Below are 15,698 nucleotides of genomic sequence, written 5' to 3'. Positions count from 1 at the left end.
GCGACGCTGCAGCACTGAGCACGGGAATGCCCGGCGTCGGATCGACGCCGGGCATCACGGAGCACTGTTGGGGTCAGCTGCGGAACAACGCCTTGTTCGGCAGCATCGGTCGGCCGAAGGTCGACGCCATGACGCCCGCGACACACAGGTACCAGGCCATCGCGGCGGCCACCAGGCCGAGGACCCCGCCGGCGGTGGTCAGTGCGGTGCTGGCGGCCATCGCTCCGGCGGCGAGCAGCACGAAGACAACCGCGACGACGGCGAACAGCCCGGCGAGCACGGCCGTGGTGCGCAGCGCCGCGGCGAGCATCAGCGTGGTGAAGATGGCCCAGGCGATCAGATACCAGCCGGCCGCCACACCGTGATGTTCTTTCGGGATGCCCTCGGCGAAGAAGGTCAGGTAGGCCCAGAACGACAGCCAGAATGCGCCGTACGAGCTGAACACCGTTGCGCCGAAGACGTTGCCCTTCTTGAACTCCCACATGCCGGCGAGCAGTTGGGCGACGCCGCCGTAGGCGAGCGCGACGCCGAGCATGACGGGTTCGGTGTCCTTCGGGAGGACGCCGGCGTTGACCAGGCTCAGCAGGAACGTGGTCAGGGCGAACGCCGCGAGGCCGAGCGGCGCCGGATCGGCGATAATGCGGATCTGCTGGGACGCGAGCTCACGGGATACGGCGACCGCGCCGGCGGTGGGGTCACCGGTGTCGGCCAGGACGTCCAGGACGACGACATCGGGTGCTGCGGGTTCTCGGATCGTGGTGGTCATGCTGTGCTCATTTCTTGTGGTGGTGAGGTTGGGGTGCTGGAACTGTTGGGGTGCTGGAACTGTTGGGGGTGCTGGAACTGTTGGGGTGCTGGGAACTCTCGGGTGTGCTCAGCGGAAGGCGTTGATGCCGGTGATGGCCCTCCCGACGATCAACGACTGGATGGAGTCGGTGCCCTCGTAGGTGTAGACAGCCTCGATGTCGGCGTGGTGCCGGGCGACGTGGTGGTCCAGCAGAATGCCGTTGCCGCCCAGGATGTCCCGCGCCATCGCACACACCCGGCGGGCGGCGTCACCGGTGTTCAACTTGGCCAGGGCCGCATGCTCGATCGAGACCCGTCCCTCCGCCTGCAGCTGCGACATCCGGGTGCACATCAGCTGCATTCCGGTGATGTCGCTGAGCATGTGCGAGAGCTTGTCCTGGATGAGCTGGAATCGGGCGAGCGGCCGGCCGAACTGCTCCCGCCGCAGCGAGTAGGTCAGTGCGGCTTCGTACGCGGCTACAGCGTGACCCAGCGCTTCCCAGGCGACGGTCTGCCGCGACTTGGCCAGCACGTAGTTGGTGTCGTCCCAGCTGCGGGCCTTGGCCAGTCGTGCCCCCACCGGCACCCGAACCCCGTCCAGCCGGATCTGCGCCTGCCACACCCCTCGGTTGGCAGCCTTCCCGACGATCTTCCGGGCGTGATAGCCCGGCACCGGGTGCTCCGCGCCGTCCGGATGCTCGACGACGAATGCGCCAACCTGGCCGTCGTCGTCACGGGCCCAGACGATGACGATGCCCGCCACAGTCCCGTTGCCGATCCAGCGCTTCTCACCGGTGAGAACCCACTCGTCGCCGTCCCGGTGGGCGCGGGTCTCGAGTGCGACCACATCGGAGCCGTGCCGCGGCTCGGTCAGCGCGAACGCGCCGAGCACCTCGCAGCGCGCCATCCTCGGCAGGTACTGCGCACGCTGCTCCTCGGACCCGACCATCGCGATGGTCGTCATCGCAAGCCCGGAATGCACGGCGTTGAGGGTGGCGATGCTGCCGTCACCGCGGGCGAGTTCGGCTGCGATCACCCCTTCGGCCAGGAAGGACAGCCCGGGACAGCCGTCGCCGACGATCGACGCGCCGGCGATGCCGAGCGCTGCATACCCGGGAACCAGTTCGACCGGGAACTCGGCGCGCTCCCAGTAGTCGGCCGCAGCCGGGGAAACGACGGTGTCGCACCAGAGCCGCACGTTGTCGCGTATCTCCCGCTCCCGGTCGGTGAGCAGTTCATCGAGGCTGTAGAAATCAGTACCCCGGGAAAGAGCAAGGTCGTCGCCGTTCGGGAATTCGTTCCCCGAATCTGCAGCTGCGTCCATCGATGGCATTTCGAGGCCGCTTTCCGTCATCGTGCCGGTCATCACTGAATCCTGCTTTCATGTCCGGCCCACTCGGCCTGGCGGAGCAGATCCTTACGGATCTTGCCCGTCGACGTCCTGGGCAGTTCGACAACGAAATCCACTGTCTTGGGTGCCTTGAATTTCGCGATGTGTTCCTTCACGTGACCGATCAATTCGTCCTGACCCGCGAGATGGCCGGCGGCCAGCACCACGAAGGCCTTCGGCCGTTCGCCCCACCGCTCGTCCGGGATCGCGATCACCGCGACGTCGGCCACCGCGGGGTGGGTGGCCAGGGCGTGCTCCACCTCGACGGTGGAGATGTTCTCGCCGCCCGAGATCACGATGTCCTTGGCACGGTCGAGCAGCCGGATGTAGCCGTCGGGGTAGCGGACGCCGAGGTCGCCCGAGTGGAACCAGCCGCCCTTGAACGCGGTCGCGGTCCCCTCCGGGTCGCGGAAGTACTCCTTCATGACAGTGTTGCCGCGCATCACGATCTCGCCCATGGTGACGCCGTCGGACGGGACGTCCACCAGCTCGTCGGAGTGTCCGTACGACAGCACGACGCGTGCGTCGTCGGCGGTGATCATCCCGACACCCTGACGGGCCATCAGCCTCGAGCGTTCGGCGACACCGAGGTCGTGCCAGGAGTCCTGCGGCTCACACACGGTGTACGGGCCATAGGTTTCGGTCAGTCCGTAGACGTGTACGACGGTCACGTTGAGCTCGGCGAAGTCCGCGATGATCGACGGGCTGGGCGGTGCACCGGCGGTGGTGACCGTCAGTGCCTGGCGCAGCGGATGCGAGAGGGTTGATTCCTTCATCATCATGAGAACGGTTGGCGCTCCGGCCATATGGGTGACACCGGCGCGGTCGATGGCACGCCAGATGTCGTCGGCCTTGACCGCCCGGAGGCAGACGTGGGTGCCCGCGACGGCGGTCAACGCCCACGTCGTGCACCACCCGTTGCAGTGGAACATCGGCAAGGTCCACAGGTATTTGGAACCGTCGACGAAGCCCTGGTGGATGACCTCGCCGAGGGAGTTGAGGTATGCGCCACGGTGCGTGTAGACGACGCCCTTCGGCTTGCCCGTCGTCCCTGATGTGTAGTTCAGGCTGATGGCGGCGTCCTCGTCGGCGACCGCATGGTCGATCGGTGCGTCGCTGCCGGCGGCGAGCAGCTCGAGGTACCCGGTCGTGAACGCCAGCTCGACGTCCCGCCCGCTTTCCGCGGGAAGCGTGATGACCTCGCGCAGAGTCGTGATGGCCGCCAGCTTCTCGCGGGCCGGTTCGACCAGGGGCGCGTCGGCGAGCAGGAACACCGCGCCCGAGTGCTCGATGATCGCCGCGATCTCCTCGGGTGAGAGTCGCGTGTTGATCGTGACGAGCACGCCGCCCGCCAGTGGCACGGCGAAGTGACCGACCAGGACCTCGGCGCAGTTCGGCGCGAGGTAGGCGACCCGGTCGCCGGGCCGGAGCCCTCTGGATGTGAGCGCGTTGGCGAGCCGGACGGTCTGCGCTGCCATCGCCGCGTAGGTGAAGGAACGGGGACCGTCGATGATCGCGGTTCGATCCGGATGAACTGATGATGCGCGCTGCAGAAAACGCAGCGGTGTGAGAGAATTCTTCATAATTTCTCGGCCACCTCGATTTGCGACGTCAATGTGGCGCCTGAGCCGAACGTACGCTGTTAGCAAAGCTCAAAACGAGAAACGCTCGGACAGGAATGCGCAACAGTCGAAAGAACTGTCTTTTCGAGTTGACAAATGTTGCCACACCGTTACTCTTGTTTCCCGACGTTTCGCCGGAATTGATGCAAATCTGCCCATCGAGGGATTCGGTGAGGTCGCGACGCGTGCGCTGGGACCTTCGGCCCTGCCGGACCCGGCAGCGGAGCGGCACGCTGAGGTGCGGACCTCAGGAGGTGCCGGATGTCGCCATCCGCCGCCGGACCTGCTCGCCAGGCCGACCGCGCAGGAACACGCACGCACGCGCTGGCCGCCTACTCGCTGCTCGCCTACGGCCTGAGCTGGGCGTGGCTGATCCCGATGGCCGTCGCTGGATCCGTTGTCGTGCAGGGGAGCGGAGAGCCGAGCCATTTCCCCGCGCTGCTGGGACCGATGCTGGCGGCCGTGCTGGTTGCCTGGCGGACAGGTGACCTGCCGCGACTGCTGCGCAGCATGACCATGGTCCGGGTTCCGTTGCGCTGGTGGGCGTTCGCGCTCAGCCCGGTGCTCGTCGGGTGCGGTGTATGGGCCCTTCTCGCGGTCGTGGGGACGGACCTTCCGCAGGCATCAGGGTTTGCCGAGATGAGCGGCCTGCCCGCCGCGCTCGGGGTGGTGGCGGTGACTGCGCTGGTGCTGCTGGTCAACGGATTCGGGGAGGAGACCGGCTGGCGCGGCTTCGCCCTGCCTCAGCTGCAGCGGCGGCACTCGCCGCTGGCCGCGATGTCGATCGTGGCGGTTCTTTGGGCGGGCTGGCACCTGCCGATGTTCTTCGTCGTCGGCAATTTTCGGACGTTCGGCGCCGGCACCGTGGTCGGCTGGTTCCTCGGCCTGCTGGCGGGATCCATCGTGCTGGGCTGGCTGTACAACAGATCCGGCGGAAGCGTTGTGCTGGTTGCCATCTGGCACGCCGGCTTCAACATGGTCAGCGGAACCGCGGCCGCCACCGGAGCGCTCGCCGCCGTCACGACAACCGCGGTGATGATGCTCGCCGCAGGGCTGGTCGCCGCCGAGGTGATCAGCCGCAGGCGGGGGCGGCCCTCCGTCCTCGGCCCGCGCTGAGACAGCGCCCACGTACGCCCGAAGTGAGGGGAGTGGGCCCTCGGCGAAGGCGGCGATGTGATCTTCCCGACGGCAACGCGGTGTCGGGACCTTGGGCCCTTGGCTGGTCGGCGGCGCGCGCTGAAGGTGGAAGGTGACCCGGCAGGAGTGGAGGCGCGCGATGACCACGGTTCTCGTCGCCTTTGCCGGCAAGATGGGCGGCACCAGGGAGATCGGCATCGCGATCGGCGAAGAGCTGCATTCAGTGGGCCTGACCGTGCACGTCGGTGATGCGCGGGAGGTGTTCGACCTCGACGGGTTCGATGCCGTCGTGATCGGCAGCGCCCTGTACACCGGCCGATGGCGTCCCGAGGCGGTGCGCCTGCTCGAGAATGTGACCTCGCTTCGTCGTCCTATCCGGGTCTTCCTGTTCCAGTCGGGCCCGTGCGGTCCGGACGCGCGAACCCAGCAGGTGCCCGCTCCCAAGCGGGTCGGCAAGCTGGCCGACGCGGCCGGTGTAGGCCTGCCGGTGACCTTCGGCGGGCGCCTGGAACCCGCAACGGCGCGCGGTTTCCTGGCGAAGAAGATGGCCGAAGGACCGATAGCGGGGGACTTCCGCGATTTCGACCGCATCCGTCAGTACGCCAGAACCATTGCTACCGAACTGAAGTCGGTAGAAGCCGTCGACATTTGAGGACCTGAACTGCCATGACCATCACATCCGGGGTAAAGCCGCCCGTTCAGCCCTACGCGGCCGGCGGTATCGACGCCGTCCGCACCGACGGTGGTCTGGTCCACATCCGGCCGGTCGAGCCGGGCGACCTCGACGCGCTGCTCGACCTGCACACCGGGGTGTCCGAGCGATCGCGGTACCTGCGGTTCTTCTCCTTCAGCCGGACATCGGCGATCGCCTACGTCAAGCTGTTGGTCCAGCCCGCGAGCGATCAGCACATGGCGCTCTGCGCCTGGATCGACGGGCAACTCGTCGGGGTGGCGGCGTTCGAACGGATCACCGACTCCACGGCGGAAGTGGCGCTGCTGGTGGCCGACGAGCACCACCACCAGGGCATCGGCACGCTGCTGCTGGAGCACCTCGCCGCCGCTGCCCGCAGGGTCGGGATCCGGGAGTTCGACGCCGAGGTGCTGGCCGAGAACGGTCCGGCAGTACAGGTTCTGCACGATCTCGGCTTCCACGTCGGGCTCCGGATGGAGGGCTCGACCGAGCTCATCGTGATGGACCTGGCTCCCGACGACCGCGCCATGCAGGCCATGGACATCAGGGAGCAGGCAGCAGGCGGGGCCAGCCTTCGGCACATCCTGGCCCCGTCATCGGTGGCCGTGATCGGCGCCGGCGAACGCCGCGGAGGTGTCGGGCATCAGGTGCTGCGGAACGTCGTCGAGGGCGGTTTCACCGGCACGGTCTACGCCGTCAACCCTCACCACCACTCCATTCTCGGGGTGCCGTGCGTGCCGACCGCCCGGCAACTGCCGGAGGCGGTCGACCTCGCGGTCGTCGCCGTGGCGCCGAAGTACGTGCCCGACGTGGTGCGGGACTGCGGTGAGCGCGGCGTCAGCGGTCTGCTGCTGCTGACCTCCGGGTACAGCGAAACCGGCGAGGCCGGTCGGGCACGGCAGCGCGAGGTGGTCGGGATCGCCCGCCGGTACGGCATGCGGCTGGTCGGGCCCAACTGCCTCGGCGTGCAGAACACCGATCCGGCGGTGCGACTCAATGCGACCTTTGCCGCACTGCCCGGGCTCGAGGGGCCGCTCGGCCTGATCTCGCAGTCCGGGGCGCTCGGGATCGCGGTCATCGCCGCCGCCGCCCGCTGGGGAACAGGCATCTCCCAGTTCGTCTCGGTCGGAAACAAGTCCGACGTCAGCAGCAACGATCTGCTCCTGGACTGGCAGGACGACGAACGGACCCAGGTCATCGCGCTGTACTTGGAGTCGTTCGGCAACCCGCGCAAGTTCGCCCGGATCGCCAGGTCCGTCTCGATCCGCAAGCCGATCATCGCCATCAAGGCGGGCCGGTCTGCCGCGGGGCGGCTGGCAGGGCAGTCCCACACGGCGGCCGCCGCCTCCTCCGATGTGGTGGTCGACGCGTTATTCACCCAGGCAGGTGTGCTCAGGGTGGACACCATGCAGCAGATGCTCGACGTCGCCAGGGTGCTCAGCGACCAACCGCTGCCGCGCGGGCCGCGGGTGGTCGTGATCGGCAACTCCGGTGGCCCGGGCATTCTCGCCGCTGACGCCGCCGAAAGTGCCGGCCTGACGCTGGTTCCGCTGGGGCCGGACACTGCCCGGCTGCTGAAGGAGGCGGTGCCGACCGCGGCTTCCTGCCAGAACCCGGTCGATCTCGGCGCCGGAGCGACCGTCGACGGCGTCGGCCGGGCGGTGCGACTGGTGCTCGCGCAACCCGATGTCGACGCCGTGATGACCGTGTTCACCGACATCCCGGTGACCGACTCCGAGCAACTCCTCGAACAGATCGGTGCCGCCGCGGCGGCGTCCGGCAAACCGGTCGTGGCGACCAGGGTCGGCGCGGCTCCGGCCTCCTTCCCGATCGCCGGTTCGACGCAGTCCCTGCCGGTCTTCACCTTCCCCGAGCCGGCTGCGGCAGCCCTCGCGCTGACCGTCCGGTACGCCGGGATGCGGTCCGCGGAGCAGTTCCCGATCGTCCGCCCCGCCGGCATCGATGCCACGGCCGCCCGCAGGTTGGTCACCCGCGCCCTCGCGGCGGGGGATACCTGGCTCGGCGCCGACGACATTGCCCGGCTGCTCGGGTACTACGGCCTTCCGCTCTGCCCGCAGCGTGTCGTCAGCACCCCCGACGCGGCGGCGTCCGCGGCCGCAGAATTCGGCTACCCGCTCGCGGTCAAGGTCGCGGTCGGTGGCATCCACAAGACCGATGTCGGCGGTGTCCGCCTGGGATTGGAGAGCGAAGCCGACGTCCGGCAGGCATTCGCCGAGCTGGCGCTGCTGTGCCCCGGCAGTCCGTCGATCCTGTTGCAGCCGATGCAGTCTGCCGCCACCGAGGTGATCGTCGGCGCCATCCAGGACGAGCTGTTCGGACCCGCTGTGATGATCGGCGCGGGCGGCGTGCTGGCGGACCTGATCGCCGATCGTGCCTTCCGGCTGGCCCCGCTGACCAGTGCTGACGCCACGGGCATGATCGGTGCCCTCCGCTCCGCCAAGCTGTTCGACGGGTATCGCGGGGCGCCGACCGTCTCCCGGTCCGCACTCGCCGACCTGCTGGTGAGGGTGGGTGCGCTGGCAGATGACCTCTCCGAGGTTGCCGAGCTGGATCTCAACCCGGTGATCTGCCGTGGCGATCAGCTCGTGGTCGTGGACGCCAGGATCAGGGTGGCGGCCGCTCCGGTGAAGCCCGATCCGAGCTTGCGGCAGCTGCGCTAGCGCAGCCAGGGACCCTTCCTTGCGCCCGGCAATGCGGTGGAGCACGACTTTAGGCGGTATACCGTCGTTCACCGGTGTGGTTGACTCGACTGGATCAACGCATCCTTGGTGGTTGAGACGTACGGGGAATTGACTGTTTACGTCGCGAAATAGGCTGCGAAGACTAGTGAGGCGCCCATGACGGAGGATCCGGGTCTACAACCGGTCGATGAGTCAACGGCCGACCATGTGGGATCACTGAACGATTCGAGCGAGGCGGCGCCTCTCACCTTCCCCGATCTGCCCCGGCTGGAGCTGGACCAGCTGTTGAGCCAGCTCATCGACCGGGCGAACGAGGTGATGGGGACCCAGGGCCGGCTACGTGGCCTCCTGCACGCCAACCAGATGATCGTCGGGCACTTGGCGCTTCCCGTGGTGCTGCGTCGCATCGCCGAGGCTGCCCGTGAACTCATCGGAGCGAGGTACGCGGCGCTCGGCGTCATCGCGCCGGATGGGTACCTGTCCGAGTTCATCCACGTCGGGATGGAACCCGGCACTGTGGAGAAGATAGGCCGGCTGCCGCAGGGCAAGGGCCTCCTCGGCGCGCTCATCGACGAGCCGCAGGCGATCAGGTTGGACTGCATCGCCGACGATCCGCGTTCGTCCGGCTTCCCCAAGAACCACCCCCCGATGACGAACTTCCTCGGGGTGCCCATCCTGGTGCGTGACGAGGTCTTCGGGAACCTGTACCTGACCGAGAGCACGCGCGGTGAGTTCACCAAGGACGACGAGGCGCTGGCCATGTCGCTCGCGGCCACCGCCGGCGTCGCGATCGAGAACGCCCGCTTGTTCGAGGCGGCCCGGACCCGGCAGGAGTGGTTGCAGGCGACAGCCGCGATCACCCGGCAACTGCTGTCCGACGATCCGGGGGATCCTCTCCGGTTGATCGCCGAGCGGACCAGGGAGATCGCACAGGCGGACCTGGTCACGGTGGTCCGACCCACCGGTAAAGAGGGTGTCGACCTGAAGATCGACGTCGCCGTGGGGACCGGGGCGGCTCAGCTGGTCGGGCTGCGCCTGCCGATCGACGGCTCGCTCTCCGGACAGGTGTTCAGGACCGGCGAAGCGCTGCGGATGTCGGGCCCGAGCAACCAGCGGGGCCTGGCGACGGCGTTGTCCGCTGAACTGGAACTCGGCCCGGTGCTGGTGGTGCCGCTCGGCGGGTCGGTGCGGATGCACGGTGTGCTGACCGTCGCCCGGGTGTCCGGCCAGCCCGCCTTCACCGCGGAAGACCTCGACATGGCAAGCGGCTTCGCCAATCAAGCGGCCGTCGCGGTCGAACTGGCGGATGCCCGGGACGAGAAGCAGCGGGCGGCGATGCTCGATGAGCGTGAGCGGATCGCAGCGGACCTGCACGATCACGTCATCCAATCGTTGTTCGCGGCGGGGCTGACGTTGCAGGCGGTTGCCGGCCGTCTCGATCCCGGGCCGTCCACCGACCGCATCCTGTCCACCATCAATGGGCTGGACGACACCATCCGGCAGATCCGGACATCCATCTTCCAGCTGAGCCAACCACCGAAGACCGGGGAGCCGAGCCTGCGGTCCCGCGTCCTCGACGCCATTGCGGATGTGACACCGGGACTGGGCTTCGAGCCGTCGGTCAGATTCTCCGGACCGATCGAGGATGTCCCCGGCGGCGAGCTCTCCGACGACATGGTGGCCGTGCTGCACGAGGCGATGAGCAACGTCGGCCGGCACGCCGGCGCCAGCACCGTGGCGGCCGACATCATCGCCACGGTCGACCGCCTGACGATCGAGGTCCGGGACAACGGTCACGGAATGGGCAAGAGCACGAGGCGCAGCGGATTGGCCAATCTCCGACGTCGCGCGGAGCGCCACGGTGGTTCCATGGACCTGCTCCCGGTGGAGCCGTCCGGGACCAGACTTCGCTGGTCAGTGCCTGTTTCGCGGTAGTCACGACCGTCCCGGTCGGGCCCCTACGGGACCTTCGGCACTTGCCGCCCCCTGGTGCTGAAGGCGCATCCTGAGAGCAGGAAATCACAACAATTGCGCACACTCGATGCGCTGGGGAGATCGCTATGGCCGCCATTGCAGAGCTGATGGACCTGACCGCGCTCGACCGCCTCGAGTGCCTGCGCCTGCTCGCTGCGGGCGGTATCGGGCGGGTGGTGTGCACCGACGGTGCGCTGCCGACAGCAGAGCCGGTCAGCTATGTCCTCGATCGCGAGGAGATCATCTTCCGTGCCGAGGCCGGCGGTCGGCTGGCGACTGCCGCGAGGAACGCGGTCGTCGCCTTCCAGGCCGACGATTTCGAGGAAGCGACCGCCACCGGTTGGAGCGTGCTCGGGGTCGGCAGGGCCTACGAGGTGTCGGGTGCCAGGCGGCTCGCTGAGCTGAGCAGTCCCGACAACCTCGGAGGCCCTGCGGAACACCGTTCACAGATCATCGCGGTGCCGCTCTGGCGATTGAGTGGGCGGCGGTTGCTGGTGAGCGGACAGCACCGGGCAAGCGTCGGATCGGCCTGAGGCGGGCATTCCAGCCTGGACGAGTGAGCGAGTGGTACGGCCGGTAGAGGTTGTTGGCCGGTGGCTGCGGGTCTATGGTCCGGATAACGCACGTCGTCCCGGACCCCGACGCCGTTCACACGCGTTGCGCCGCAACTTCTCCGCGGCCGGTCGAGCCGTATGGACGGTCGACCCGAGCGACTGCGCTCCCTGCCCCGGATCTGGAGGCAACCCATGACTGGTCCCGCACGACGCCCACCGGCCCGCACGGTGGCCACCGAACGCCCGATCGCCGGCTGGGATGCCGCCGACGAACCCGACGCCGAACGTGCGCGGTACCTGTGGAAGTCGCTGGCGCGCGCGCGGAAGTCCGCCGTTCCGGGCGCGGTGTCGGCAGCGGAGGACGCCGTGTTCCGGCTGTACCTGCCGATGGCCCGCTCGCTGGCAGCCCGTACGACGGCCGGCTCGGTGGTCGGAACCACCCCGGAACAGGTCGCCGAACTCGGTTTGGCCCAGGCGGTGCTGGCCTGGCGGAAACCCGACGGAGACGGCTTCGCCAACGTTGCACGGCGGTGCATCAACGGCCGTCTGGGTGGCCTGACCGCAGAGGCGATCGTCCGGAGAGGTCCGCTCGGCGGCAACCTCCCGCGTCAGCATGTTCGGCCGACCGGCGCCCTCCCGTCGCCGGACGAGCGCACGAACGACGTCGAGGTGGCCATGCTGGATCGCTGCGGCGTCATCGTGTCGGTCAACGACGCCTGGCGTGCCTTCAGCGCGGCCAACGGCGGCAACAGCAGCCGAACCGGGGTCGGCGTGTCCTACCTGTCCGTGTGCGACGCCGCGGTCGGCGACCCGTACGCCGACCAGGTGGCGGCCGCCATCAGGCAGGCGGCTGCCGGAGCTCTCCCCGGTCCGCTGTCCGTGCTGGTTCCGTGCCATTCGCCGACCCGGAACCGCTGGTACGACGTCCTGGTCTCGCCCCGGTGGAACAAGCGGTTCCGCCCGGTCGGGGTCGCCGTGACCGTCAGCCTGCGGCACAGCTCTGCGATCTGACCCGGCTCAGTCAGCGGACTCCAGTTCCAGCAGCGTCCGCTTGGCCGCGGGGCCGCCGACATAACCGCCGGCCGTGCCGTCGGACCGCACGACCCGGTGACACGGCACGACGACCGGCAGCGGGTTCGTCGCGCACGCCGTCCCCACCGCACGAACGGCTCGCGGGTGACCGGTGGCCGCGGCGACGGCGGTGTAGCTCTCCGTCCGCCCGTATCCGATCTCCGTCAGGTGGGCCAGGACGCTCCGGCGGAATCCGGTCGCCAGTCGCAGATCGAGCGGCAGGTCGAAGGCCGTTCGGGCTCCGGAGAAGTACTCCGACAGTTGACGTGCGGGCCGGTCCAGCCTGCCGGGGGCCAGCAGGATGCGCGGACTCACCTTCCCGGCCAGCGCGACCAGCACGGCATCGTGATCCTCCCGGTCATAAGCCACCCGGACCAGCCCGGCCTCGGTTGCGGCGAGAAGGAGTGTGCCGACGGGTGTCTCGAGCGTCCGGTAGGCGATGTCGAGCATCCCGGAGGCAGCCGCCGCGCCCACCAGTGAATCCCGGAGCCGGCTGAGTGCGGCGGGGTCCGTGTCCAGCAGGGTGGCCGCCATATCGGTGGGCAGGTCGGGCACGTTCATCGGTTCGTGGTCACTCATCGAAGTTCTCCAGTGGTGTTCGGGGCATAGCTTCTGCGAAGCGACTTGACCCCGTCAGCGGCGGCGCGGCGGGCGGCATCGGTTGTCCCGCCGATGATCTCGGCGACCGCGCGGTGGGGTAGCCCGGCCAGGAAGTGGTAGGCGACCGCCTGCCGCTGACGGTCGGGCAGAGCGGCCACATCGGCCCAGAGCTGCGGGTCTGCGCGGCCGGGGAGGCCCATCGTGGACTGCCGATCGGGTGGCTGGTCGACCGGCAGTGCCGCTCGCGCACGGGCCCTGGTGAGGTCGATCGCCTTGCGATGCGCGATCGTCACCAGCCACGCCTGGACGTTGGCGTCGGCCGGCAGATCGGGGTAGGCGCGGAGCGCGGCGAGGAAAGTCTCCGACCACGCATCGTCGGCATCCCCCGGGCCGACCACCGCACGGCAGACCCGCAGCACGGTTGCTCCGTGGCGGTCGACGATGCGCTCGAACGGCTCCTTGATCACGTCAGGAAGACGCGTCGGGAACCAGGAACGTGAGATCGGACATCGGTACAGCCTGCCGACCGCTGTCCTGCGGGGTGCGCCCGGGTCGGGATCGGCGTCAGCGCGCTGTCGTCCTCATCCCGCGGTGAGAACCGGAGCGACGGGTGCGGCGCCGTCCGCGGCGGCGACCAGCCCGACCCGCACCGATCCGCCGGCCGCCAGTTCTGCTGCCCAGTCCGTGCCGGTGCAGCTCACCCGGTCATCCTCCGCTGTACACGTCATGCCCCACGACGAGGACACCGCGACGGCGTGCGGATCCGGCCAGCTCAGCGTCCAGCCGTGGACCGGCCGATCCGCCGCGGTGAGCACGATCTCCGCGACGTATCCCGTCGCCCACTGGTTCTGCAGTGACCACCTCGCGCTGATCGCGGACTCCGCAGGCGGCGTCGCTGTCGTGGGGGTAGCCGTCGATGTCGGTGTGGTTGCAGTCGGTGTGGTTGCAGTCGGTGTGGTCGCCGTCGGCACGGTTGCAGTCGGTGTGGTTGCGGCCGGTGTGGTTGCGGGCGGTGTGGTCGCAGGCGGACGTGTCGGGCTCGCGTGGGGTTCGAGCAGCGGCGCAAGCGCATCGAGCTTGGCCTGCTGTGGTGTGCGCCAATCGTCGGCCACCAGTCCGCCCGTGTCGCCGCTGTTGGGGTTGTAGGACCAGTAGGCGAAGCTGACCTTCCGATCGTCGATGTACCGGACCAGGGTGTCCAGCCAGGCCCGGTCGGACTCGGTTGCCAGCTTGGTGCCGAACTCACCCAGCAGAACCGGAGCGATCTCCTGCTGTTGGAGGTAACCCCAGTTGCGGTCCCACATCGCCGGCAGGTTCCCGGGATAGTCGGTTGCCGCGAACCAGGTTTGTGCGAACACGCTGGCCGGATAGTCGTGCGCCGAGTAGACCAGTTGATGCGGTACGGCCAGCTCGATCGGGTGCGCAGCGGCGTCGGCGAGCCCGCCGCCCCACCAGGTCGAGCCGCCGGTGTGCTGCCGTTCGACGCCCTCGACGAAGATCAGCCAGTGTGGGTTGACCGCGAGAACGGCGTCGCCGGCCCGGGTGGCGGCGGCCGCCCAGTCGGTCGCCGGGTCGCCGCAACCCCAGCAGGCCGATCCATGCGGCTCGTTGTGCAGATCGGCGCCGATGACGGTCGGGCGGTCGCGGTAGCGCTCCGCCAACGACACCCAGTCCGAGATCCATTGCTGCTCCGGGAATCGGTCGGTGTACCAGAGCTCGGATTGGGATCCGGAGTCCGGACGATGCCGGTCGAGGATGATCTGCAGGTTCCGTGCGGCAGCGGCGTCGACCACCCGATCCATGATCTGCAGAGGGCTGAGCTGCTGCAGGTCGGGGTTCACCCGGCTGTCGACCCCCGATACCGATGATCCGGACCCGGCGAGGCATTCCGAGGAGTACGGAAGCCTGATGGCCGTGAAACCGAAGGACGCGATCTGATCCATCGCCTGATCGAGCGAGATCTGCCACAAGCCGTGCGGAGCGCAGTTCGACGTTTCCATTCCGAACCAATTCACCGCCCTGACGATGACCTCGTCACCTGTTTCAGTGACAATTCTGGAACCGTCCGTGTGTAACCACGCATTATCGGTCGGGGCGGCGGCGTCCGTGGGTCCGGCAAATGCGGGCATTCCGACGACGAGGAGGACGGCGGCCAGTATTCCGACTAGAGCCGCAGACCACTTGAGTCGCAATGTGTCTCGGCGCAATCTGCCGACGACCGCGGGCAGCGTACCGCCCGATTGCGGCGTCATTCTCATTGCCCCAGGTTATGCTTTTCCCGGTGACAAAGAAAATTGCCGGTCGCTGCCGGTGAACAGCTGACGGGGGACGTCATTTTCGACGCACAGCGAGGTACCTGCGGTCTTGGCAGGGTTCGACGCGGCGTCGCACTTGCCGCGTTGATCGGGTCGACCTCGCTGCTCATCGCCTGCACCGGCCAGCAGGCGGGGTCCGAGACCTCGCCGGCGTCCGCCACGTCGGATGTCCTGGTCGCAACGGGCACGATCCCCGCCGTCCCGAACGATCTCGCCGACAACAGCGTGAGCCACCCGCTCGAGGTGCCCGGTGAGGCCTTCGGGTTGACCGTCGATTACTGGACCTCCTATGACGCGGCGACGTGGCAGACGCTGCAGCCGAAGTCGGTCAACCTGTCGGTTCACCTGAAGCCGACGGGCGACGGATCCGCGGCACCGGAGGTGCTGATCGGCGGCTTCGGAGCGGTCGCGACCCTGACAGCGGCCATGCCCGGGCTGGACGGCCTGCCGATCGCGGAAAGTTCCGACCGTTCCCCGTCGCTCCCCGGTTACCTGATCACGAAGGACTTTCCGTTCGACGCGGTCCTGCCGATCGAGGGATACAGCACCGCCCTGCTCGATCGATGGCGGGCGCTGGCCGGCGACCAGCCGCTCACCGAACAGGGGCTCGTCGACGCCGGGGTGAACGGCAATCGGCTCACCTTCACCTACCGGGTGCTGGTGAAGAACGCGGGCGACCGCGGCTACCACCTGCGGGTGGTCCAGGACACGGTGACCGTCGCGCAGGGGGCTCCCCAGTTGGCATCGACGGAAGAACCCACCCCGCCCTCGACGGCGGGAACAACGGGCCCGGCACCGACGAGCGGCTGACCGGCGTCCTGCCCGCGGATGGTCCTGGCCCGCGGATGGTCCTGGC

At 68.5% G+C, this 15,698-nt stretch carries 13 protein-coding genes; 7 read left to right on the top strand and 6 right to left on the bottom strand.

Annotated elements, in window-relative coordinates:
- Positions 1-73 precede the first annotated feature (73 nt).
- From ACVBEQ_RS08680 to ACVBEQ_RS08670, 3 genes are all read right to left on the bottom strand, one after another.
- Positions 74-766, bottom strand: a complete 693-nt coding sequence (locus ACVBEQ_RS08680) for an acetate uptake transporter (protein WP_447152534.1) — start codon at positions 764-766, stop codon at positions 74-76.
- 108 nt (positions 767-874) lie between these two features.
- Complete coding sequence (locus ACVBEQ_RS08675; RefSeq protein ID WP_447152533.1) at positions 875-2,152, bottom strand: acyl-CoA dehydrogenase family protein; 1,278 nt, start codon at positions 2,150-2,152, stop codon at positions 875-877.
- Positions 2,152-3,759: an AMP-binding protein gene (locus ACVBEQ_RS08670; RefSeq protein WP_447152532.1), complete on the bottom strand. Its 1,608-nt coding sequence runs from the start codon at positions 3,757-3,759 to the stop codon at positions 2,152-2,154. The genes ACVBEQ_RS08675 and ACVBEQ_RS08670 overlap by 1 nt, the downstream gene beginning before the upstream one ends.
- Positions 3,760-4,059: 300 nt before the next feature.
- Between ACVBEQ_RS08670 and ACVBEQ_RS08665 the strand changes: the two genes are divergently transcribed.
- The 6 genes from ACVBEQ_RS08665 (at position 4,060) to ACVBEQ_RS08640 (ending at position 11,867) form a co-directional block, all read left to right on the top strand.
- A complete protein-coding gene (locus tag ACVBEQ_RS08665; protein ID WP_447152531.1) occupies positions 4,060-4,914 on the top strand; it encodes a CPBP family intramembrane glutamic endopeptidase in 855 nt (284 codons plus the stop codon).
- Positions 4,915-5,074: 160 nt separating this feature from the next.
- Positions 5,075-5,587, top strand: a complete 513-nt coding sequence (locus tag ACVBEQ_RS08660) for a flavodoxin domain-containing protein (protein ID WP_447152530.1) — start codon at positions 5,075-5,077, stop codon at positions 5,585-5,587.
- Between the two features lie 14 nt (positions 5,588-5,601).
- Positions 5,602-8,307 carry a GNAT family N-acetyltransferase gene (locus ACVBEQ_RS08655; RefSeq protein ID WP_447152529.1) on the top strand — a complete coding sequence of 902 codons (2,706 nt, stop codon included), beginning with the start codon at positions 5,602-5,604 and terminating at the stop codon, positions 8,305-8,307.
- Positions 8,308-8,484: 177 nt separating this feature from the next.
- Positions 8,485-10,263, top strand: coding sequence for a GAF domain-containing sensor histidine kinase (locus tag ACVBEQ_RS08650; RefSeq protein WP_447152528.1), 1,779 nt, complete (start codon positions 8,485-8,487; stop codon positions 10,261-10,263).
- A gap of 125 nt (positions 10,264-10,388) precedes the next feature.
- The gene (locus ACVBEQ_RS08645; RefSeq protein ID WP_447152527.1) at positions 10,389-10,835 is read left to right on the top strand and encodes a pyridoxamine 5'-phosphate oxidase family protein; all 447 of its coding nucleotides are present in this window, start codon (positions 10,389-10,391) and stop codon (positions 10,833-10,835) included.
- A gap of 213 nt (positions 10,836-11,048) precedes the next feature.
- Positions 11,049-11,867 carry a hypothetical protein gene (locus tag ACVBEQ_RS08640; protein ID WP_447152526.1) on the top strand — a complete coding sequence of 273 codons (819 nt, stop codon included), beginning with the start codon at positions 11,049-11,051 and terminating at the stop codon, positions 11,865-11,867.
- 6 nt (positions 11,868-11,873) lie between these two features.
- Here ACVBEQ_RS08640 and ACVBEQ_RS08635 read toward each other — a convergent pair whose 3' ends face one another.
- The 3 genes from ACVBEQ_RS08635 to ACVBEQ_RS08625 form a co-directional block, all read right to left on the bottom strand.
- Positions 11,874-12,488, bottom strand: coding sequence for a methylated-DNA--[protein]-cysteine S-methyltransferase (locus ACVBEQ_RS08635; RefSeq protein ID WP_447152694.1), 615 nt, complete (start codon positions 12,486-12,488; stop codon positions 11,874-11,876).
- A gap of 14 nt (positions 12,489-12,502) precedes the next feature.
- On the bottom strand, positions 12,503-12,994 hold the full coding sequence (locus ACVBEQ_RS08630) for an RNA polymerase sigma factor (protein WP_447152525.1): 492 nt from the start codon (positions 12,992-12,994) through the stop codon (positions 12,503-12,505).
- A gap of 114 nt (positions 12,995-13,108) precedes the next feature.
- A complete protein-coding gene (locus ACVBEQ_RS08625) occupies positions 13,109-14,656 on the bottom strand; it encodes a cellulase family glycosylhydrolase (protein ID WP_447152693.1) in 1,548 nt (515 codons plus the stop codon).
- 165 nt (positions 14,657-14,821) lie between these two features.
- On the opposite strand from ACVBEQ_RS08625, the gene ACVBEQ_RS08620 reads away from it, so the two are divergent.
- The gene (locus ACVBEQ_RS08620) at positions 14,822-15,652 is read left to right on the top strand and encodes a hypothetical protein (protein ID WP_447152524.1); all 831 of its coding nucleotides are present in this window, start codon (positions 14,822-14,824) and stop codon (positions 15,650-15,652) included.
- The last annotated feature ends 46 nt before the right edge of the window (positions 15,653-15,698 follow it).

This window comes from Nakamurella sp. GG22, from assembly GCF_052976845.2.
The sequence above is the reverse complement of the archived record's forward strand: the minus strand, read 5'-3'. Positions and strand labels throughout refer to the sequence as shown.